This is a genomic window from Chryseobacterium oleae (genome assembly GCF_900115055.1).
GTDB lineage: Bacteria > Bacteroidota > Bacteroidia > Flavobacteriales > Weeksellaceae > Chryseobacterium > Chryseobacterium oleae.
The window spans coordinates 158,546-180,870 of sequence record NZ_FOVD01000006.1; the positions used below are offsets into that span (position 1 = coordinate 158,546).

At 38.1% G+C, this 22,325-nt stretch carries 22 protein-coding genes; 17 read left to right on the forward strand and 5 right to left on the reverse strand.

The annotated features are described in order from the left end of the window. Window positions 1-21 precede the first annotated feature (21 nt). The 12 genes from BM143_RS17870 to BM143_RS17925 all read left to right on the forward strand — a co-directional run bounded on the left by BM143_RS17870 (window position 22) and on the right by BM143_RS17925 (window position 14,812). Window positions 22-3,087 (forward strand): TAT-variant-translocated molybdopterin oxidoreductase, encoded by a 3,066-nt coding sequence (locus BM143_RS17870; RefSeq protein ID WP_034724186.1) that lies wholly within the window; start codon window positions 22-24, stop codon window positions 3,085-3,087. 25 nt (window positions 3,088-3,112) lie between these two features. Continuing rightward, entirely contained in the window at window positions 3,113-4,510 is a 1,398-nt protein-coding gene (nrfD, locus tag BM143_RS17875) for an NrfD/PsrC family molybdoenzyme membrane anchor subunit (protein ID WP_034724187.1), read from the forward strand. Continuing rightward, on the forward strand, window positions 4,497-5,018 hold the full coding sequence (locus BM143_RS17880; RefSeq protein WP_034724188.1) for a DUF3341 domain-containing protein: 522 nt from the start codon (window positions 4,497-4,499) through the stop codon (window positions 5,016-5,018). The genes nrfD and BM143_RS17880 overlap by 14 nt, the downstream gene beginning before the upstream one ends. Window position 5,019: 1 nt before the next feature. Next, complete coding sequence (locus BM143_RS17885; protein WP_034724190.1) at window positions 5,020-5,721, forward strand: c-type cytochrome; 702 nt, start codon at window positions 5,020-5,022, stop codon at window positions 5,719-5,721. A gap of 8 nt (window positions 5,722-5,729) precedes the next feature. After that, window positions 5,730-7,061, forward strand: coding sequence for a hypothetical protein (locus BM143_RS17890; protein ID WP_034724192.1), 1,332 nt, complete (start codon window positions 5,730-5,732; stop codon window positions 7,059-7,061). Between the two features lie 163 nt (window positions 7,062-7,224). Next, window positions 7,225-8,241 (forward strand): hypothetical protein, encoded by a 1,017-nt coding sequence (locus BM143_RS17895; protein ID WP_090026037.1) that lies wholly within the window; start codon window positions 7,225-7,227, stop codon window positions 8,239-8,241. A 194-nt stretch (window positions 8,242-8,435) separates the two neighbouring features. Further along, window positions 8,436-9,140, forward strand: a complete 705-nt coding sequence (locus BM143_RS17900) for a TlpA family protein disulfide reductase (protein ID WP_090026039.1) — start codon at window positions 8,436-8,438, stop codon at window positions 9,138-9,140. Window positions 9,141-9,373: 233 nt separating this feature from the next. Next, window positions 9,374-10,573, forward strand: a complete 1,200-nt coding sequence (locus BM143_RS17905) for a hypothetical protein (RefSeq protein ID WP_090026041.1) — start codon at window positions 9,374-9,376, stop codon at window positions 10,571-10,573. Continuing rightward, window positions 10,573-11,109, forward strand: a complete 537-nt coding sequence (locus tag BM143_RS17910; RefSeq protein WP_090026043.1) for an adenine phosphoribosyltransferase — start codon at window positions 10,573-10,575, stop codon at window positions 11,107-11,109. Before BM143_RS17905 ends, BM143_RS17910 begins: the two co-directional genes overlap by 1 nt. Window positions 11,110-11,280: 171 nt before the next feature. Then, window positions 11,281-11,988, forward strand: coding sequence for a YfgM family protein (locus BM143_RS17915; RefSeq protein WP_090026045.1), 708 nt, complete (start codon window positions 11,281-11,283; stop codon window positions 11,986-11,988). Window positions 11,989-11,991: 3 nt separating this feature from the next. Next, window positions 11,992-12,510: a 6,7-dimethyl-8-ribityllumazine synthase gene (gene ribH / locus BM143_RS17920; protein ID WP_047450992.1), complete on the forward strand. Its 519-nt coding sequence runs from the start codon at window positions 11,992-11,994 to the stop codon at window positions 12,508-12,510. Between the two features lie 223 nt (window positions 12,511-12,733). Then, window positions 12,734-14,812 (forward strand): LTA synthase family protein, encoded by a 2,079-nt coding sequence (locus tag BM143_RS17925; RefSeq protein ID WP_090026047.1) that lies wholly within the window; start codon window positions 12,734-12,736, stop codon window positions 14,810-14,812. Here BM143_RS17925 and BM143_RS17930 read toward each other — a convergent pair. Genes BM143_RS17930 through BM143_RS17940 form a run of 3 tightly spaced genes read right to left on the reverse strand, consistent with a single transcriptional unit; the run spans window position 14,802 to window position 16,579 of the window. Beyond that, window positions 14,802-15,929 (reverse strand): glutathionylspermidine synthase family protein, encoded by a 1,128-nt coding sequence (locus tag BM143_RS17930; protein WP_185116557.1) that lies wholly within the window; start codon window positions 15,927-15,929, stop codon window positions 14,802-14,804. The genes BM143_RS17925 and BM143_RS17930 overlap by 11 nt on opposite strands. Before the next feature lie 3 nt (window positions 15,930-15,932). After that, complete coding sequence (locus tag BM143_RS17935) at window positions 15,933-16,259, reverse strand: hypothetical protein (RefSeq protein WP_090026049.1); 327 nt, start codon at window positions 16,257-16,259, stop codon at window positions 15,933-15,935. Next, on the reverse strand, window positions 16,259-16,579 hold the full coding sequence (locus BM143_RS17940) for a hypothetical protein (RefSeq protein ID WP_139222067.1): 321 nt from the start codon (window positions 16,577-16,579) through the stop codon (window positions 16,259-16,261). Before BM143_RS17940 ends, BM143_RS17935 begins: the two co-directional genes overlap by 1 nt. A gap of 76 nt (window positions 16,580-16,655) precedes the next feature. Between BM143_RS17940 and ypfJ the strand changes: the two genes are divergently transcribed. Continuing rightward, window positions 16,656-17,513, forward strand: a complete 858-nt coding sequence (gene ypfJ, locus BM143_RS17945; RefSeq protein WP_090026053.1) for a KPN_02809 family neutral zinc metallopeptidase — start codon at window positions 16,656-16,658, stop codon at window positions 17,511-17,513. 52 nt (window positions 17,514-17,565) lie between these two features. Here the strand turns inward: ypfJ and BM143_RS17950 are convergent, their stop codons facing one another. Both BM143_RS17950 and BM143_RS17955 read right to left on the reverse strand, forming a co-directional pair. Beyond that, entirely contained in the window at window positions 17,566-18,399 is an 834-nt protein-coding gene (locus BM143_RS17950) for a GLPGLI family protein (RefSeq protein WP_090026055.1), read from the reverse strand. Window positions 18,400-18,408: 9 nt separating this feature from the next. Then, window positions 18,409-19,332, reverse strand: a complete 924-nt coding sequence (locus BM143_RS17955; protein WP_090026057.1) for a GLPGLI family protein — start codon at window positions 19,330-19,332, stop codon at window positions 18,409-18,411. A 214-nt stretch (window positions 19,333-19,546) separates the two neighbouring features. Here BM143_RS17955 and BM143_RS17960 point away from each other — a divergent pair, with 214 nt between their 5' ends. From BM143_RS17960 to BM143_RS17975, 4 genes are all read left to right on the forward strand, one after another. Further along, entirely contained in the window at window positions 19,547-19,876 is a 330-nt protein-coding gene (locus BM143_RS17960) for a HesB/IscA family protein (RefSeq protein WP_034724203.1), read from the forward strand. Window positions 19,877-19,919: 43 nt separating this feature from the next. Continuing rightward, window positions 19,920-20,294 (forward strand): four helix bundle protein, encoded by a 375-nt coding sequence (locus BM143_RS17965; protein ID WP_090026059.1) that lies wholly within the window; start codon window positions 19,920-19,922, stop codon window positions 20,292-20,294. Between the two features lie 35 nt (window positions 20,295-20,329). Continuing rightward, complete coding sequence (gene sufB / locus BM143_RS17970) at window positions 20,330-21,775, forward strand: Fe-S cluster assembly protein SufB (RefSeq protein WP_167375313.1); 1,446 nt, start codon at window positions 20,330-20,332, stop codon at window positions 21,773-21,775. 97 nt (window positions 21,776-21,872) lie between these two features. Then, the gene (locus BM143_RS17975; protein ID WP_090026063.1) at window positions 21,873-22,277 is read left to right on the forward strand and encodes a GxxExxY protein; all 405 of its coding nucleotides are present in this window, start codon (window positions 21,873-21,875) and stop codon (window positions 22,275-22,277) included. The last annotated feature ends 48 nt before the right edge of the window (window positions 22,278-22,325 follow it).

Sequence of the window (22,325 nt, forward strand, 5' to 3'; positions counted from 1 at the left end):
ACTAAAAAATTAGAAGTATAAATGGCTTCAAACAAAATACAATTTAGAAGTATTCATGAACTTAAAGACCCAGCTTTGAATAATAAGCTGGCTCAGAAAGAGTTTCAGGAAGAAATTCCGGTAGAAGATTTCCTTGGAGATGCTGAACAGAACGGATCCAGTACTTCAAGAAGAGATTTCTTAAAAATCTTAGGATTCTCTACAGCAGCCGTAACATTGGCTGCCTGTGAAGCACCGGTGATCAAAACGATTCCTTATGTGGTAAAGCCACATGACATTATTCCAGGGGTTCCGAATTATTACGCTTCAACATATTTTGACGGATTCGACTTCGCCAGTGTTTTAGTAAAGACCCGTGAAGGAAGACCTATCAAAATAGATCCAAACCCGGCAGCAGGTGATTTAGGAACAACTAATGCAAGAGCTCAGGCAAGTGTACTTTCTCTTTATGATAACGATAAAGTAAAGCAGCCTAAACTAGACGGTAAAGATGAAACTTTCGATAAAGTAGACAGTTTTATCCTTAAAGGTCTGGCAGATGCAAGTGCAGCAGGTAAAAAGATCGTGCTTTTGTCACACTCTTTCCCTTCTCCTACTTTCAAAAAGCTATTTGCTGAATTCAAAGCTAAATATCCAACTGCTGAACTGGTAACGTATGATGCGTATCCTCACTCTGCAGCTTTAGATGCAGCTCAGGAAGTATTCGGACAGAGAGCATTACCTGTTTATGACCTTAAAGGTTCAGAATTGGTAGTTTCTTTCCAGGCTGATTTCTTAGGAGATTACAACGGAGCAAGTTTAGAAACATCTTTCGCAGCAGCAAGAAAGCCAGGACCAAACATGTTGAGACACATTCAGGTGGAATCAAACATGTCATTAACTGGTGCTAATGCTGACTCAAGATACAGATTAAAGCCAAGTGCAGTAAACAAAACTTTAGTTGAAGTTTACAATGCAATCGTAGGTGGTGGTACTTCAGATAAGACTGCTACTGAAATTGCAACTGAACTTAAAGCGAAAGGCAGCAAAGCTGTTGTTTTAGCTGATGGTTCTAAAGGAGCACAGGTTTTAGCACACTTAATCAACCAAAAATTAGGTTCAGTAGCTTTCACAGGTAAAGCAAACTTCCTGAAAGAATTTGATAAAGCAAGATACCAGGAATTCTTAGGATGGGTAAATGCAGGTCAGGTTGGCGTATTGATCGCAAACAATGTAGACCCTATCTACTCTCATCCAAAAGGAGAAGATTTCAAAAAATCTTTAGCTAAAGTTGCTTGTGTAGTAGCAGTAGCAGATAAGAAAAATGAAATGTACAAAGCAGCGAAAGCTGTAATCCCGGTAGCTAACTGGCTGGAGTCTTGGGGTGATATCGAACCTCAGACCGGCGTATACTCATTAATGCAGCCTACGATCCAAAAGATCTACAAATCAAGACAGATTGAAGAATCTCTATTGGTTTGGAAAAACGGTAAAAACAACGCTGCAAACAATTACTACGACTATCTGAAAGGAAGTGCAGCATCTATCTTAGGCGCAACTTCATTCAACAAAGCTTTATATAACGGTATCACTACTTCCAATAATGCAACTGCATTATCTTATTCAGGAGGAAATGCTGCTCAGGCTATTGCTGAATTAGGAAACTTCAAAGCTTCTGAATTAGAACTAGTATTATACACCAAGCCTTCAATGGGTGACGGTACTCAGGCCAACAACCCTTGGCTTCAGGAATTACCGGATCCTATCACAAGAATGTCTTGGGATAACTATCTGACTATTTCTCCGAAAGACGCAGAAAAATTTGCGATTGACAACGATCTTAATGCAAGAATGCAGCTGGATGGTTCTATCGTAAACCTTACTGTAAACGGAGTAACAATAAAAGACGTTCCTGTATTCGTTCAACCGGGACAGGCAGAAGGATCAGTAGGTCTTGCGCTTGGATACGGTAAAAAAGATTCCGGAACGACTGCTGATACTGGTGTAAACGCTTATCCATTATTTGACGGTACTAACCTGACTGTTTCAGGAGTTAAGATCGAAAAAACAGGAGAAGATCACGAATTCGCAGGTATCCAGCTTCAGAATACACTAATGGGACGTTACGAAATCGCTAAGGAAGTTCCTTTAGCTGAATTCATCAACGTAGCTTTCGATGACGAACATAAAGGATGGAACAAGCCTTTGGAATATCACACGATCAGTGGAGCTCTTCCGGCAAGAAAGATTGACCTTTGGGATGCTTTCGATGATACGGACGGACCTCACTTCAACTTATCAATCGACTTGAACTCTTGTACTGGTTGTGGAGCATGTATCATTGCTTGTCAGGCAGAAAACAACGTTCCTGTAGTAGGTAAAGAAGAGATCAGAATGTCTAGAGATATGTATTGGTTAAGAATTGACCGTTACTATTCTTCAAGACAGAAAGTAGAAGTATACGAAGGATTGAAAGAAGGAATGGCAGTGCCTGAATTGTACGGTACAGCGTTCGGAGACGGAGGTGCATTAAACCACCCTGCAGACAATCCAGATGTGATCTTCCAGCCGGTTATGTGTCAGCACTGTAACCACGCTCCTTGTGAAACTGTATGTCCGGTAGCGGCTACTTCACACGGTAAGCAAGGTCAGAACCATATGGCTTACAACAGATGTATCGGTACCAGATATTGTGCAAACAACTGTCCGTACAAAGTAAGACGTTTCAACTGGTTCACATATAACCTAAACGACAAGTTCGACTTCAACATGAACAACGACCTTGGAAGAATGGTACTAAACCCTGACGTAGTCGTAAGAACCAGAGGGGTTATGGAGAAATGTTCAATGTGTATCCAGGAAACTCAGGCTACTATTTTAGCAGCTAAGAGAGAGAACAGAAAAGTAACAGACCACGAATTCAAGAATTCTTGTGCTTGTGCTGCTGCTTGTTCTACCGGAGCAATGACGTTCGGAGACATGAATGACAAAGAATCTGAAGTGAGAGAATTGTATTCTAGCAACAGAAGATATTATTTACTAGAGGAGATCGGCACAAAACCAAACGTGTTCTATCACACTAAAGTAAGAAACAGAGTAGAAAAATAAAGTTTAAATAATAAATAGGTAAAAAATGTCAGGACATTACGAAGCTCCGATAAGGGAACCTCTAATTATTGGTCACAAAACTTATCACGATATTACGGAAGATATCGCACGACCTATCGAAGAAAGAGCAGGTAAATTATGGTGGATCTCACTATACGCAGCCTTAGTTCTATTTCTATACGGATTCGGCTGTATCGCGTACACTATCGGGACAGGTATTGGAGCATGGGGGCTTAACAGAACTATTAACTGGGGTTGGGATATTACCAACTTCGTATGGTGGGTAGGTATCGGTCACGCCGGAACACTTATCTCCGCAGTATTATTATTATTTAGACAGCGTTGGAGAATGTCTGTAAACAGATCTGCAGAGGCGATGACGATCTTTGCGGTTGTACAGGCAGCGATCTTCCCTGTGATCCACATGGGTAGAGTTTGGGTAGGATACTGGGTATTCCCATTGCCTAACCAGTTCGGTTCTCTTTGGGGGAACTTTAACTCTCCTCTACTTTGGGACGTATTTGCAATCTCAACGTATTTCTCAGTATCAACTGTATTCTGGTTCATGGGACTAATCCCTGACTTTGCAATGATCAGAGATAGAGCTAAAACTCCTTGGACTAAGAAAATTTATACATTCCTGGCGTTTGGATGGGGTGGTAAAGCAAAACACTGGCAGAGATTCGAAGAACTTTCTTTGGTTCTTGCAGGTTTAGCAACTCCACTTGTATTCTCGGTACACACCACGGTATCATTTGACTTCGCAACGTCGGTTATTAAAGGATGGCACTCTACAATCTACCCTCCTTACTTCGTAGCCGGTGCGATCTTCTCAGGATTCGCGATGGTACAGACGCTATTGTTGATTGCCAGAAAAGTATGTCACTTAGAAGAATACATCACAATGTATCATATTGAAATTATGAACATCGTAATCGTTCTTACAGGTGGTATGGTAACGGTGGCTTATGCTACTGAATATTTTATCGGATGGTATTCCGGATCAAGATTTGAAGACTTTACATACCTTTCACCTGGTGCTGCAGTAGGACCTTACTGGTGGGCATTCTGGGCGCTGATTACTTGTAACTTGATTGTTCCTGCATTATTCTGGTTCAAGAGAGTAAGAACAAACATTATCGCTACATTTATTATCGCGTTAATTATTAACATCGGTATGTGGTTTGAGCGTTTTGATATTATCGTTATCAACCTTTCGAGAGATTACTTACCAGGATCTTGGACTATGTTTAAGCCAACGATCATTGATGTGGGTGTATATTTAGGAACAATCGGATTCTTCTCTGTATTATTCTTACTATACGCAAGAACGTTCCCTGTAATTGCACAGGCTGAATTAAAATCGATTCTGAAAATTTCAGGTGAAACTTATAAAGCAAAAGAAGGAGATGAGCACCACTAAAATTGTATACGGACTTTATGCCGATGACGACGATTTAATGAACGGCGTTAAGGCATTCAACGATAAAGGAATTGCGATCAACGAAGTGTATACTCCGTTTCCGGTTCACGGACTTGACAAAGCTCTAGGTTTAAAGAAAACCAGAATTTCTGATGCTGCATTCTTCTATGCTCTTTATGGAGTGACCATCGGTGCTACGGTAACGTGGTATGTGATGAATCATGACTGGCCTCAAAATATTGGTGGTAAACCAGCTTTTGACTGGGCACACAACATGCCTGCATTCGTGGTACCTATGTTTGAATTAATGGTATTCTGTGCCGCTCACATGATGTCTTTAACTTTCCTGGTTAGAAACAAAATGTATCCGGGAGCTCCGGCTCAGAACCCAGATCCAAGAACTACTGATGATAAATTCCTTATGGAGTTTGTAACTGAAGACGTAGAGTCTGTAAAGCAGTTACTTATTGAAACTGGAGTTGAAGAAATAACTGTTAAAGACGCTTAAAATGAAAAAGAATGTATTAAAAATTACAGCTATTTTAGGTTTAGCAACGGTTTTACTTAATTCTTGCGGACCAAAAGAAAATACACCATTGGTATATTTCCCGGATATGTATTTTCCGGTAGCTTACGATCCATTGATGAAAGCTCAGGATGCCTATTCAGATCATGAAAATGAAATCCCTGCTTTCGTTAAAAATAGCTTTGCAACAGGTCTTGCTCCTGTAGAAGGTTCAGTTGCTCAGAATAAAGACGGAATTTTCGAAGAAAGTCTTCTTCCTAAAAATGTAGATGAATATAACGCAGGTTACGATGCATCCAAAAAGATGACAGGATCTCCTCTTAACCCGGCTAACGCAGCTAAGGATATTGAAAGAGGAAAAATGCTGTTCGATCATACTTGTGCTGCATGTCACGGAACTGGTGGTGATGGACAAGGTCCAATTGTACAAAGCGGAGCTTTCTCTGGTGTACCAAACTATGCTGACAGAGAGCTTACTGTAGGATCTGTTCATTATGTATTAACTAACGGTAGAAATGCAATGGGATCTTATGCTGGTCAGCTTAACGCTGGAGACAGATGGAGAGTGGCCATGTACGTGATGAGCGCCTTCAAAAAAGGAGCAGCAGCACCCGCAGCAGCTACAACGGCTACAGCTACACCAGCTGCAGCTGCAACAGAGACTACTACCGAAACTAAAAAATAAGAAAAGAAATGTATAGTTTTTCACCAAAATTAAAATCAACTTCTCTAATACTTCTTGTTGTAGGTTTAGTTCTGTTTGGTATTGGTTATTTCATGAATCATGGAATCAGTACAGAGAGAATTAAAGAAATGATGGAGGCAGTTCACTCTGCAGGTCACACAGCACCTACTCACTCCAGTGAAATGGTAGGACCTCAGGATGAAGCTTCTCATTTAGAGCATGCGACAATGCAGATTCATAATTCGCCTTTAGCATCCATACATTTCGTAGCTGTATTTTTCTTCGGAGTAAGTTGTGCAGTATTATTTTTCTACTGTATTCAGCATGCAGCTCATGCAGGATGGCCAATCATTATTACAAGAGTAATGGAAGCTATTGCTTCTTATATTCCTTATGGAGGTGCTATTTTAGTAATCTTAATGTTACTGAATATCTTCCACCAGGGTCATATTTTCCACTGGATGGATCCGGATTTGACAGATCCTAATTCTGCACATTTCGACGTGATCCTATTCGAAAAGAAAAGATTCTTAAACATCCCTTTCTATGCGATCAGAACACTAATCTATGTAATCGGAGCTTCATTCTTTGCATGGAAACTGAAAGCACAGTCTAAAAAAGTGGACGATACAAAATCTTTGGTTGAGTATCAGTTCCTTTACAGATGGGCAGTAGGATATATCGCATTCTTCGGATTTGCTTCTGCAGCTTGGGCTTGGGACTGGTTGATGTCTATTGACCCTCACTGGTATTCTACAATGTATATCTGGTATTCAATGGTAAGCTGCCTTTCAAGTGGAATCGCTGTGATTATCCTTCTAAGTGTTTACCTGAAGAAAAACGGATTCTTACCTCAGTTCAATGACAACCACTTACACGATTTAGGAGTATTCCTTTTCGCGACAAGTATGCTTTGGACATATACATGGTTTGCTCAGTTCATGCTTTACTGGTATGCGAACGTTCCGGAAGAGGTGAACTACTTCTTCGGAAGATTCCAGCACTACGGAATTACTTTCTTACCAATGCTGATCGTGAACTTCTTATTACCACTATTGGTATTAGTGAGCAGCAGCATCAAGAGAAATTACAAAGTAGTAACCGTTATGGCTGTTGTGGTTATTTTAGGACACATCTTAGACTACTTCAATATGGTAATGCCGGGAACGGTAGGTCCATACTGGAAAACTCCTGAAGTATTCATCTTGATATTAGGTGCGCTTCTTTTTGTAGTTGGATTGTTCATGTTCACAGTACTGACAGCATTGTCTAAACTGAAACTGATCCCTACAGGTAACCCTTACCTTCACGAATCTGAAATTTATGAGTATCCTTTCTAAGGACTTGTAACAGAAATAAAATAAAAAAGACTGATTGTAATGATCAGTCTTTTTTTATGCAGACAACTGAACATTTTTTGTTCAGGCAACCATTTTGAACTTTGCGCGTCTTTATAGTGAGATTGATGTATCATTTAAATAAACCAACAAATCCAATATCATTATGAAACGAAATTATCTGCTCTTCACACTCTTCATCTTTCTGTTCAGCTTTATTCAGGCACAAACTGTAACTTTCATTTCTGAACGCACGAACAAGCCCCTTCCTAAAGTCTCCGTTTTCGGAAAAGATGGAAGTATCCTCGCCTTTTCTGATATTGATGGCAAAATAGATAAACAGGCACTCAACCCTTCACAGGAAAAATTTCAATTGATTTACAATAACTTTTCTGTGGCTACACTCTCCTACTCCGACTTCGACCAGAACGTGATTAAAATAAATGATCAGGTAAAGGAAATAGAAACGGTGGTCATAAAAAACTCAAAGCCTGCAAAATATATTTTCATTAAAGGAAACTTCAATGCTTATGTAACATTGAACAACAAACTGAACAGCTACACAGATGGAATAATCACTTACATTTTTGATAATAAAACCAAAAAGTTGAAAAGTGCTAATATTGAACAGTATCGTGTGTTTAAATTAGTAGATGCCAAAAATGAAAAAAAAGTAGTCTCTTCATGGGATACCAGCAGTTCACTGGACCTTCCAAAACTTAAACATGTGGGTAATCCTGAAGAATACAAAAAGAAGTGGAATGTGATCAAAGAATTAAAGGGAGACCGGAAAGACCAGATTGAAGTCATAGGGGCAGCACTACAAGAAAAAGAATTTGCCATGTTTGGATACAGATTTTTTGATATCAGAACTATTCTCAATATGTCATTTGAAAAAGATTCGGAAAAAGGACTTAAAGATTTCTTAGAATACAACGAGGTGGTTTATGCTAAGCTTAAACATAAAAGTGAACCAGATTATAATCAGATTATTTCATACAGTAACTTCATTGCTACCGAATTTAATTTCAGCAACGACAATGATCTTGAAAAAGTGAGATTCAACAAAGACAACAGCAACTACACCACAAAATACTGGCAGGATCCCTCATTTCCGAATATGCAGACCATTTTCAGTTCATTTTTTAAAGATGATCTGAAGGAGCAGGAAAATAAAAAATAAACCATCCACAACATAAAAAAATAAATTATTCACCAATTGCAATAATTTAAACTAATCATTTTTATCATCGTGTTTTAATAATAGCAATTTAAGCTTAAAAGGCTATTACGTAGAACTTTTGTATATATTTAAATCACTCTTCCCTTCCCCATTAAGATCAATTTATAAAATAATATTAATCTAAAAACACATTTATGAAATCAACAAACTTTAAATCCAAATTTATTGCACTTTGCATGCTGTTAATGGGGAACTCAGTTCTTTTTTCCCAACAAACTATCATGGAAGCCTTTGGCATACCACTGGAAAGCATAAAAAAAGATCAAAAAGGTAATATCCTTACCAACGCTCAGTTTTCAGACTCATTATATACGGCAAAATATATTTTTGATCCAATTCTGGAAGGAACAAAAATGACAGAGGCTAAACTCAAACTGATCGGCCCAGAACTAATCGCAAAAAAAGTTCCTGAAGCAATAAAACAACTGATTAAAACTCTTGATTTCAAACCAAAACCAGCTATCGATTTTACAGTCACCGATATGAAAGGAAAAAAATATCAGCTGTCAAAACTTAAAAACAAAACTGTAGTATTAAATTTTTGGTATACCAACTGTGGCCCGTGCATAAAGGAAATTCCCGAGCTCAATGAGTTAGTTAAAGCTAATCCTGATGTCATTTTTATCGCTTTTGCAGAAGATAAATCAAATATCACAAAAAAATTTCTAACTAAACATCCATTCACTTATGCCATTGTACCGGATGCATCCAAAATTTCGAGGCAATATGGCATTGCAGCCTTTCCTACTCACTATGTAGTTAAAAATGGAATGTTTACTCACAAGTTTATTAGTGACGGTTCTACAAAGAAAATTCAAGATGCAATCAATGAAAAATAAGTTGGGTTCTCAAATCCAATAGTTTACGTTTCTTGTTTACAACACGATTAAAGTGAGTCCCATAATATAATTCTGATGACAAAACATCATGAATAGATATATTACCGGACTTGCTTTTTTTTTAAGGTATAAAAAGACTCAGGAAAAACAAGTAACACCCCGAAATGAACAAATGAAAAATAAAAACTCACTATTTATATAGGTTTTACTAAATTTGCAGTAAACAAAATAAAATGAAAAAGTTTTCTTTTCTACTTGTTCTCAGTCTGTTGCTTTTTACGGCATGCAGGAAGGATCATGTAGATGCTACGAATACTAAAACGCTGCAGTCCAGTATCAATGATATGACTTCCAGCCTTTCAACCATTAAACAGATCAAATTCAGTGAAGCTCTTTATATCCTGAAGACTTTCGGTGTGGATGCAGAAGGTGATGTAGAAGAACTGAAAGCTCTTGGAAAGCTTATCAACGGAAAAAAAGTTCCGGAGATTCTTACAATGGCTGATGAAGTGGCGCAGAAAAACGGAATCGAATGGGCCAGCACATCTCCTCCTTCTCTTGGAGAAATGAATATCTTCGGAGATGACAAAGCCAAGGAAACCGATAACAATGATGTAAAAGCTAATTCATTAAGCATCATCACCAGACCTACTGGAGATGACGGAAACGGAGCCCCTACTTCTATTCAGATCGTTCCGAGACTTGTAGATGCTGCAGGAAATCCTGTTGCATTTACCGGTGCAGGTTTAGAAGCTACTTTGGAAGTTTTCAGCAACGGAGTAAAGCTTTCTACAGCAAAAAACCTGATGCAGGATAATAACTTTAAAGGATTCAATTTAAAATTCTCTTCTATTCCTGCGGCAAAAGTAGTAGACAACAAAATCGACATTACCGTTTCAGTAAAAACGACGGCTAAGACATTCAAAATGTCAAAAATCGGACTCGATGTAAACCCATCAGCGCTGAAAGTTCCTGCTCCGCCAAAAAATGATTCAACGGCTGTAACTCAGGACCCCAATGCTGTCATCGATCCAAATAATCCTACAGTAGCACCTACTACATCTACAGATCCAGGCGTAACCACAACTACTCCGTCTGCACCTAAGCAACCGGCAGCAGATCCAAAAAATACAGTAAGTAAGTTTTTAAACAGTGTAAGCTCTCAAAACCTTAAAGCGGCATATGATAATTCTAGCAACCCAAGCTGGGGAAGTTATGAATCATTCTCTAACCCTACTTCAGGTTTTGGTTCAGTGAAGAATGTAAGTGTAAAAAACATTACTACCAATGCGACCAACGCCAGCGGTGCCAGCGTGAACGCGACTTATGATGTAACGGATAAGAACGGAAAAACAACTTCTTTAAAAGTAACTTTCGGACTTAAAAATGTAAATGGAGACTGGAAAATTTCCAGCTATAAAATAAACCCATAATGGCTTCACAAGAACTGATCAAAAGACTGGAACAAACCATTGAAAATATTCCTGATTTTCCCATTCCGGGAATCCAATTCAAGGATATTTCACCTATTTTCCTGGACCCGAAGCTTTATGAAGATGTCATCACAGAGCTGGCTGCTTTCAGCAAAGGAAAAATAGACGCTGTATGCGGAATAGAAAGCCGTGGCTATCTCTTCGGTATTGCCATAGCGGTTGCTTTGGAAGTTCCGTTTATTTTAATCAGAAAAGCAGGAAAACTTCCTCCACCTGTCATTTCAGAAAAATATGATCTTGAATACGGAAGTGCCATCATAGAAACCCGTGACGGACAGATCAAAAAAGGACAGAGAATTCTGATCCATGACGATCTTCTGGCAACAGGAGGAACTACAGAAGCAGCCGCTAAATTGGTAGAAAAACAAGGTGCCACCGTTTCCCAGTTCAGTTTCCTGATCGGATTAAAAGATCTTAATGGAACCGAAAAACTTAGTAAATTCGGGGCTGAAGTCTACAGCATCCTGGAATATTAAGCTATTCATATAAAAACAAAAATATGGGTTGTAAAGATGTCACGCTGAGCGGAGTCGAAGCGTTTTGACCATTAACATCTGACAATTCACAACATTTTCACAATAATACTTCAAAGTATTTTGTAAATCATTCAGAAACAATTAAATTTGCAGTTCAATTTTTAAGAATTTATGGCAAAATTGGGAAAGAATGCTCAGAACGAGCAAGAAGGTAAAGAAACAGTTGAGTTCTTTAAAGACCTTGACAGAGAGGCTCTAAACACAGAGAGATTCCTTGAGAAATATTCAAAGCAATTGGGTATTGTATTCGGGGTATTGGTTTTGGGTGTTTTAGGATTCTTTGCTTACAAACAGTTTGTAGTGGCTCCTAAGAACGTTGAAGCTGTAAAAGGTTTCCTTGCTGCTCAGAAAAACCAAACTTCTGGGAAAGATAAAGAAGCCCTAGGTGGAAATTCTGCAGCTAACCCAGGTTTTGTAGGAACATATAACGACTATTCAGGTACAAAAATTGGTGAATTGGCTGCTTACAATGCTGGTTTACTGAAATTCAAAGCTGGAAAATTTCAGGAAGCTTACGATCTTTTAGATAAATTTTCATCTGACAACAAAACATTAATGGCATTGAAATTCGGTGCTATGGCAGATGCAAAATCAGGTCTTAACAAAAACGACGAAGCGCTATCTTTATTAGACAAAGCGTCAACTGCTTCCAACGATGCTTATACCACTTACTATTTCACAAGAAAAGCAGGTATTGTAGCATTAGGATTAAAGAAAAATGCAGAAGCTAAGAAATACTTCTCAGCAATTGACGAGAAATATCAGGACTACGATAACGGAATGTCTGATTCTTATATTGAAATGACTAAATATTTTTAAAAAATGGCAACAGTTAATCTATCCGATTACAAGCCACTTCATATAACAAATGCCGAAGATTTTTCTATCGGCATTGTTTTTTCTGAGTGGAATGATTTTGTAACTTACAATCTTCGTGATGCAGCTCTGGAAATTCTTGAAAAAGAAGGGGTAAAAGCAGAAAACATCAGACTATTCCCGGTTCCGGGTGCCTTTGAGCTGAACTACGCAAGCATGCAGCTTTGCAAAGAAAGAAAATATGATGCAGTGATTGCTATCGGATGTGTCATCCGCGGCGAAACTCCTCACTTCGACTTTGTATGCTCAGCAGTAGCACAGGGAATCAAAGACTGTAATATTTTAACGGACACCCCTACTATTTTCTGCGTTCTGACAGACGACACCAAGGAACAGTCTATCGCCAGAAGCGGTGGAGATTTAGGAAACAAAGGTGTAGAAGCTGCCGTAACCGCTTTGAGAATGATTGATTTTAAAAAGAATCTTTCTGACAAAAAAGGAAACATCGGTTTCGGACACTCTTAATTTTAATTCAACTTAACAGTATACAGGGCTATTTTTTAATAGCCCTTTTTTTATGGACACTCTTTTCCTGCTATTCATTTTATGCATTCGTTTAACTATATAATAAGTTAATCCTTCATCAATAATTCAAAAAAATGATAAGAAATGTCATGTTTCCGTTTTTTTTCACTGAAAGTTATATACAAAAACTATCTTTGCGGAAATTAACTTATACATTACGTGCATGTTTCCAAGTAAAATAAAACCATTCTTGTATCTAGGGATTTTTTATCTGATTATCTCACTGATCATACGGATTGTATTCTTTTTTCATCCGATCACTACGGCCAGCTTTGGATTTTTTGAAGTCATCAAAGTTCTGTCTATTGGTCTTTTGAATGATATTTTTGCTTTTACGCTAGCCAGTACCCTTTTGGCGGTCTACTTTTTATTCCTATCGAATTCAAAATACAAAAAGCCATACGGATATATTATTTTTGGCGCATTAGTGCTGTTTTTCCTGTACATTCTGCTCATTCCCAATAATATTTTCAATCAGTACGGAGGATCCATTTCTGAAGTGGCCCTTGCGTTCGTAGGAATCAAGACTATTTTCTTTGGGTTAATGCTTTTCCTCCCTTCAAAAAGGATAAAAATCAGGAATGTACTCTATTTCATTACGTTATTATTATATGTTCTTCTGATCATTTTCAATGCGGTAAGTGAGTATTTCTTTTATAACGAATTTGGGGTACGCTACAACTTCATCGCTGTAGATTATCTGATCTATACCAATGAGGTTATCGGAAACATCATGGAAAGTTACCCTGTTGTTCCATTATTTTCAGCGATTCTCATCGTTACTTTAGCCGTGACATGGTTTATCTATAAAAAAACAAAAGACGAGCTTTTAGAACTTCCGAATTTCAAACAGAAAATGATACTTCTGGGATCTTTCGTGGTTCTTGCCGGCATCAGTCTTTTCGGGTTATCTTCATTAATGCAGCTCAGATCGGACAATGTCTTTGCTGACGAGATTGAAAACAACGGACTTCCTAAATTCTACTGGGCTTTCACCCACAACGAACTGGATTATTTCCAGTTTTACCCGCAGATTGGTCAGCAGGACGCTGAAAAGAACTTTTTAAGCCAGTATTCTGAACCTTCACTATCAAGAAATGTTGTTTCAGAACAGCCTGAACTGAAGAAAAATGTAGTCCTGATCTCTATTGAAAGTTTATCAGCAGACTTCATGGCACATTATGGCGGTACTTTAAAGATCACTCCTTTCTTAGACAGCCTTGCTGAGCGCTCCATGATGTTCACCAATCTTTATGCAACCGGAAACAGAACCGTAAGAGGACTTGAGGCATTAACCCTTTGTATTCCCCCTACTGCCGGAGAAAGTATCATTAAAAGAGATGACAATAAAAATAAATTCACAACCGGAAGCGTATTCAAATCTAAAGGATACGATGTAAAATTCCTGTACGGAGGCTACAGCTATTTCGATAATATGCAGGACTTTTTTGCTGGAAACGGCTACGGAATTGTCGACAGAAATAATTTCAAGCCTGAAGAAATCACATTCGCCAATGTTTGGGGTGTTGCTGACGAAGATATGGCTAAAAAGGCAATTCAGACGATGAATGCTGAAGCCAAATCCGGGAAACCGTTTTTCAATCATTGGATGACAGTTTCCAACCACAGACCTTTTACGTATCCTGATGGAAGGATTGATATCCCTGGAACCGCAAAATCCCGTGATGGAGGTGTAAAATACACCGATTATTCACTGAAACTGTTCTTTGAAATGGCTAAAAAACAGGATTGGTACAAAAATACAGTCTTCGTAATCATTGCTGATCATTGCGCATCCAGCGCAGGGAAAACAGAACTTCCAATGGACAAATACAGAATTCCAGCAATGATCTTCTCGGAAGGATTTATTGAGCCTCAGAAATTTGATAAGCTGATGTCTCAGATCGATATCATGCCTACCCTTTTCGGACTGTTGAATTTCAATTATCAATCTAAATTCCTTGGCCAGGATGTCTTCAAAAAAGAATTCCAGCCAAAAGCTTATATCGCAACTTACCAGGATCTTGGTTTTGTAAAAGACGGACGCTTGACCATCATTTCACCTGTTAAAAAAGTAAAACAGTATTCTTTACAGCTGGAATCCAGCAGCCTGGCTCCTGAATTCAAACTGTATTATGATGAAAAACTGATGAAGGATCCTGATCAGAAACTGGTCAATGACGCTGTTTCTGCCTATCAGTCCACTTCATTCTGGTTAAAAGAAAAGAAACTTAACCGATAAGGTGAGGAACAAAACGGCTCTGGTTATTGGTGATCAGGTGAACACTTTCCCTGATCCCGATGCCGGCAGGCTCCTGCCCGATAACCCAACTGCCTATGACCGGATAATTCCCATTAAAATTGGGAAGGTCAAATAGCTGCTGATAAATAAACCCCTCTTTACCGTATATGCCATCGTTCTGCTCAACCGGAATATTATTTTTGTGAAGGATCACATTCGCTCCCTCTCTTGAATAAATAGGTTTTTTAGCAAAATCTTTCAGATGTCTCGGTTCAAAATAAGATTCCAGCAGATAAGGATGATTCGGATACATCTCCCAGAGAATCGGTAAAAGAGCTTTGGAGGAAAGTAAAATTTTCCAGGCCGGTTCGATCCATTGCGATCTGAATCCGTTTTTCACAAGCTTTTCGCCAAAACCGTCTGCAAGAATCCATTCATAAGGATACAGCTTGAAAATATATTCCATCACCGAGCGGTCTCCGGCTACGAATTCTGAAATATCTTCCGCCCATCCGATGTCCTGAACGGGAATAAATTCCGTATCAAAACCCGCCTGTGAAGCACAGTCACGCATGTATTCCACATTGGTAACATCTTCAATATTAGTAAGAGATGCAAAATAAATATGATGCGGATTCATATAATTTTTCAGATGCTTCCAATAGCCCACCAGTTTCTCATGAATCGAGTTGAACTGATCTTTATAGGGATACAATTCCTGAAGCCAATACCATTGAATAACCGACCCTTCGTACAGTGACGTCGGTGTATCGGCATTAAATTCAAGTAATTTCAGGTTTTTACCATCAAAACCGAAATCAAATCTCCCATAAATGGACGGATGATCTTCTTCCCAGCTCATGATGATGTAATTCCGGAACCATTCAGGAATATTGAATTTGTCCCACAGATTTTTTTCAATAATATAATCTACCGCTTCCAGACACATCTGCCAAAGCTCGGCAGTGGCCGTTTCTATGGTATTAATTTCTTCGGGAGTCAATTGGTAATAATGGCTTTCGTCCCAATAAAGACCATCCAAAGAATGATATCCGAAGCCTAGATTTTCAAGCTTATGCTGCCAGTCCTTCCTGAACTGTGATTGAATTCTTTCCATAGTTTATGATGATGCGCTGAAACCACTTCTTCCCAACTGGCCTCTTACTACATTTCCTTTGTAATTATTTCTTCCGACATTGGATTTGGTGCTTATCGCATCACTGTAATAGCCGGCCTTCTGATAAGATCCGTAGCTATATGCTCCATACGGTCTGAAGGCGTGGTACAGGAGAATTCCAGCCATAAAACCATGGGATCTGGAATAAGAAGCCGTAGTATCTGACCTCATGTAGACTTTCTTTTCTGCTTTATCTTTAGGCTTTTCCTGAGAACAGGCAGCCAATATACTTGTAACGAAAAGTAATTTGATAGAACTGGACTTTTTCATTATTGAACCGTTATAAAAAATTCATAGTCTTTTTTCGTTTTGGCAATATGGTCGTTGCCATCACTGTCTTCGCCTCCCACAAGGGTGTCTCCAAGACTTGGAATCGTGTCTTTTTTTATAATTTCTCTGAATAGCTGTTTATCCTTCCATATCCTGTGTTTGGTAATGAGAACATCAGCATTATCAATATGTTCAACGGAAAGTTCTGTTTCAATAGAACCCGTCTTGTCTACGCTGCTTACTTCGTCTTCTTTTTCTTTTTTACAGGCTGTAAATGCCAATATCCCAACTGATAACAGGCAAAGTTTAATTTTTTTCACGTGGGCAGTAATTTTTCACAAAAGTAGTAATTTAGTAATGATATTATTTTAAATTTACAAGGCAAAAATTTTTATTATGAAATGGACAGACGATAGAGGCGGGAACGTAGATGACCGCCGCGGTTCTGGTGGCAGCGGAGGTATGGTTGTAGGTGGAGGGCTCGGAACTTTGATTATAGCTGCGATTATTTTCTTTTTAGGAGGTGATCCTTCAGGTATTCTGAACTCCGGCAGTGTCCAGTCTTCCGGAAGTGGAGAGAAGCGGGAACTCACTGCCCAGGAACAAAAAATCGGAGAAATGGTTGGTATGATAGGTCAATGGAACATTATTACCTGGGATCAGATCTTTAAAGAAAATGGAATGACCTATACCCAACCGGAGATTGTTCTTTTTGAAGATACCACACAATCCGGATGCGGAACCGCTCAGTCAGCAATGGGGCCATTTTATTGCCCGGCAGACCAGAAGGTCTACATGGATATGACCTTTTTCAATGAACTTCAGCAGAGATTCGGAGCTCAAGTAACAGAATTTACTGTTGCTTATGTTCTCGCTCATGAAGTAGGACATCATGTACAGACTCTTCTTGGAACTACACAGAAAGTAGACGCATTAAGAAGAAGCGGAAGATATTCTGAAGCAGATATGAACAGGGTTTCTGTAGCCACAGAACTTCAGGCAGATTTTTATGCCGGCGTGTGGGCAAAACGAACGAATGATACAAAAGGTATTCTGGAGCCAGGTGATATAGAATCAGCGATAGATGCTGCACAGGCGGTAGGTGATGACAATATCCAGAAAAGATCTCAAGGATACGTTAATCAGGAAAGCTTTACTCATGGCTCTTCTGCCCAACGTAAGGAATGGTTTCTGAAAGGTTATAACACAGGAAACATTAAGCAGGGAGATACATTCAACCAACTTTTGAAATAAATGTAATCTAAACAAAATAAAAACCCTGAAGAAGTTCTTCAGGGTTTATTTTTTATTGCAATTCGATTGGATTGCTGTTTCTTTTAGCTTCCTCTTTTGTTCTCTCTTCTACTCTCTTTCTCATGTCTGCCGGATTTTGATTGCCGCCGCCACCTGCTCTTGGAGGTGCTGGAAAACCGCCGCCACCACTTTGCATAAACGACATCGGATCTTTTTTAAATTTCTCCTGCTGCTTGAGGTAGTCAGCTCTTTTTACTTTTATCGTATTTCCGAACTGGTTTAAAGTAACAAGTTCAGCAATTTTATAGTTCTTCATTAGGTCAAAAGAATATTCTCCCTTATCATCTTCTACTTTGACGATCAGTCCTGGAAGTCCACCAAATTTATAGGGACCATCCTGATAAGGAAGATCTGTTGTAAACCATGCGGTCCATTTCCTTCCTGCAAAATCCGTTGTGGCTTTTTGCACCTTATACTCTCCTATTTTCGTTGTTTCAGAAGACATTTTCCAGTTCAGAGGACGGTCTTCCTCGTACACGTAAATATCTCTTCCGATTCTGTCTTTAAAAGATATAGCCTGACTGGATTTATCTTTTTCTACTGAATAATTGATATTGCTCCTCAATCCTTCCATCTGTTCTCTATTGATAGAAGCCCTTCCAACGCCGCCCTGAAAGGCCTTCTGCAGGATAGAATCTCTTTTGTATCTGTTTTCGGAATAAAAAAGAGACTTTTCACCGGAAATATCTAAATATGCATTTTCAGTTTTAATATCTGTTTTATTTTCCGCATCAGGTTTCATGGTCACCTGGTATACAAATCTGTTGTTTTGTGCGGAAATATGCTGCATCAACAGCGCTAAAGCAAGAATGCCTAATTTTTTCATTTCTAAATTTTATTTTAATTCAATTGGGTTTTGGCTAATTTCATTTTTAAAAGAAGAATTACTGCTCATTCCGGAACCTGGCCCAGACATATCAATCCCATCCATTCCTCGGGGCGACATCCCATTGCCTGAATGATTTCCTCCTCTCATTCCGCCCATTCCTCCACCATGTTTTCCACCACTGCCAAAATTCTGCATTCCGCCATCGCCGCCCGGTGCTATTCTCCGGTTTTTTGAAAACTCCAGTTCAAGGGCTGCTTTATCTCCATTAAAATTAACTCTCGTGCTTTGTCTGGCATCGGAGGCTATCGGTTCTTCAAAAGAATTTTTAATCATCATTTGTTTTACAAGATCAAATTTATAATCTCCTTTATCATCTTCCAGCTTTACAATAAGCCCCGGTAATCCTGAGAATTTATAAGGTCCGTCAGAAACATTAATATCTTTTGTAAACCATGCGGTCCAGATTCTGCCCCCAAAATTCGTAAGAGCTTTTTGAGCTTTATATCCGTTTTGCAGCTCAGTAACATCTGTTATTTCCCACTTCACAGGCCTGTCTTCCTGATAGTAAATTTGTTTTCCAAGTACTCTGTCATAAAAATAAATTTTCTGTTCAGGAATGTTTTTAGTAATGTAATAATCAAAAAAAGTAGGTTCAGGATGTTTTTTTATGCCTGATTTTGAAATATCTTTTTTTTCTTTTTTTATTTCTTCTCCTTTATTGGCACTCCATAAAGAATCTTTAATTAATTTATTTTCACTGATGAATAAAGACTGATTTCCTCGGACATCCAAAAAAGTTTTTTCACTTTTCAGGCTTACCAGATTAATTGAATCCGGATTTACTGAAGTCTGATAAATGTATCTTATCGTCTGTCCATGGTACATTGTTAATAAAAACAATCCAAAAAAAATAAGAAATTTGTTTCTCATTATTATTTCTTTTATAGATATTAAAACCTGCTCAAAGTTAAACCAAAAACAGAATTTTAGAATTTACAGGGTCGAATTTATCTAAATTTAACATTCACAATCATATCGATAATGACGTTAATAACATCGGAATCATTAAAATAGATATCTTCAATTTGAGATTGCGGAAATTAGTTCGTATTTTTGCATCATTAAATCATTCTAAATAAATACAATGATAAAAGTATCGGACCAAGCAAAGGCAAAAGCCATCCAACTTATGTCGGAAGATGGCTTCAACCCTGCTGAAGATTATATAAGAGTAGGGGTAAAAAGTGGAGGATGTTCTGGTTTAGAGTATGTTTTGGGATTTGACAATCAAAAAACAGACACAGATCAAATTTTCGAAGACAATGATGTGAAAATTATTGTTGAAAAAAAGTCTATCCTTTATTTAGCAGGAACAATCCTTGAATATTCAGGAGGATTAAACGGAAAGGGGTTTGTTTTCAACAATCCTAATGCATCCAGAACGTGTGGTTGTGGAGAATCATTTAGTCTTTAAGATCATTAAAAGATTTAAAAATTAAGAGATTTAGAGATTAGAAATGGCTGTATCATTTGAAAATTTTCCAATTTATAAGAAATCTATTTCATTTACAGTTAAAATCTTTAGACTTCTTGAAAATGAAAATCTACAAAAAGAGTTTTCACTTAAAGATCAAATTAAAAGAGCAGTTTTATCAATAACCAACAATATTGCTGAAGGCTCTGAATATGGAAGCAACAAACAATTTATTAGATTTCTTTGGATAGCAAAAGGCAGCTGTGCTGAAGTAAGAAGTATGTTATTTGTTCTATCTAGTTTGAAAAAAATCGATGATGAAGATTTCCATTCACTTAGCAATGAGTGTCTTGAAATAACGAAAGACGTTTATCATTTTATTAAATATCTGGAAAAGAGTAATTCTGGCGGCAAGTAGTCTTAATAGCTTAATGCCTTAATCTCTTAATAATTATGAAGTACACAGAGGACGACCTAAGAGTCGATTTAGAAAATAAAAAATATGAATTCGGGTGGGAAACGAAACTGGATTATGAAGAGTTTCCAATCGGTTTAAATGAAGACATCGTTCGTGCGATCTCTGCTAAAAAAGAGGAGCCGGAATGGATGACAGAATGGCGTTTGGAATCGTTCAGGATCTGGCTGAAAATGACAGAACCTACCTGGGCTAACATTAAATATGAAAAGCCTGATTTTCAAGCGATCCGTTACTATGCTGCGCCAAAATCGAAGCCGGAACTGGAAAGCCTTGATGAAGTAGACCCTGAATTATTGAAGACTTTCGCGAAACTGGGTATCAATATCGAAGAACAGAAAAGACTTTCAGGAGTTGCTGTAGACATCGTTATAGATTCTGTTTCTGTGAAAACAACTTTCCAGGATACCTTAATGGAAAAAGGAATTATTTTCTGTTCTATTTCGGAGGCGATTAAAAATCATCCTGATTTGGTAAGAAAATATCTTGGAAAAGTAGTTCCGAGAGGAGATAATTTTTATTCAGCATTGAATTCCGCAGTATTTTCTGACGGAAGTTTCTGCTATATTCCAAAAGGCGTAAGATGCCCGATGGAACTTTCCACTTACTTCCGTATCAACCAGGCAGGAACAGGACAGTTTGAAAGAACGCTTGTGATCGCAGATGAAGGAAGTTATGTATCTTATCTTGAGGGATGTACAGCCCCTTCAAGAGATGAAAACCAGCTTCACGCAGCTGTTGTGGAACTGATTGCCATGGACAACGCTGAGATTAAATACTCAACTGTTCAGAACTGGTACCCGGGAAATGAAGAAGGAAAAGGAGGAGTTTTCAATTTCGTAACCAAAAGAGGATTATGCGAGAAGAAAGCAAAAATCTCATGGACACAGGTGGAAACAGGTTCTGCAGTAACCTGGAAATATCCTTCTTGTATCTTAAAAGGTGACGGATCTATCGGAGAGTTCTACTCTATCGCAGTGACCAACAATCACCAGTATGCTGATACAGGAACAAAAATGATCCACATCGGAAAGAATACAAGATCAACGATCATTTCAAAAGGTATTTCTGCAGGAAAATCTCAGAATTCATACAGAGGTCAGGTGAAAGTAATGCCTTCTGCAAAAGGAGCAAGAAACTTTTCACAGTGCGACTCTCTGTTGATGGGTAATGAATGTGGTGCACATACGTTCCCATACATTGAAATCAAAGATCCTACTGCACAGCTGGAACATGAAGCAACGACTTCAAAAATCGGAGAAGATCAGATCTTCTACTGTAACCAGAGAGGAATCAATACAGAAAAAGCAATTGCTCTTATTGTGAATGGTTTCAGCAAAGAAGTATTGAATAAACTTCCAATGGAATTTGCCATTGAAGCTCAAAAATTATTGGAGATCTCTCTTGAGGGAAGTGTAGGATAATAATTTAAACATTAAGAAGTTAAGTATTTTGCTTTCTTAAAATCTTAATGTTAAAGAATTAAGGAATTGATAAATCAATTTTTTGAAGAAAATTAAGATGACCAAAGCAGAAGTAACACAGCTTTCTTATGACATCATAGGATGTGCCATCAAGGTCCACAAAGAATTGGGCCCTGGTCTGCTGGAAAGTGTTTACGAATTGTGTTTGGCTTATGAATTAAAAGAAAGGGGGGTTTTAGTTGATCATCAAATCAGCACCAAAATCAATTATGGAAAAATTGAGATTGAAACTCCACTAAAAATTGATTTGCTTGTGAATGACACAATTATTGTAGAAATCAAAACAGTTGAAAGTTTATTACCGGTCCATCAGGCTCAATTGATGACGTATATGAAAATTTTGAAAAAGCCTCAGGGCCTGCTCATTAATTTTTATACGGATAATATTACTAAATCTATGATTCCTTTAATTAATGAATATTTCACAAAACTTGCAGAATAAGAATAAAGCATTGTGGAATTAAGTAGATTTGCAAACCTTAAAGTCCTT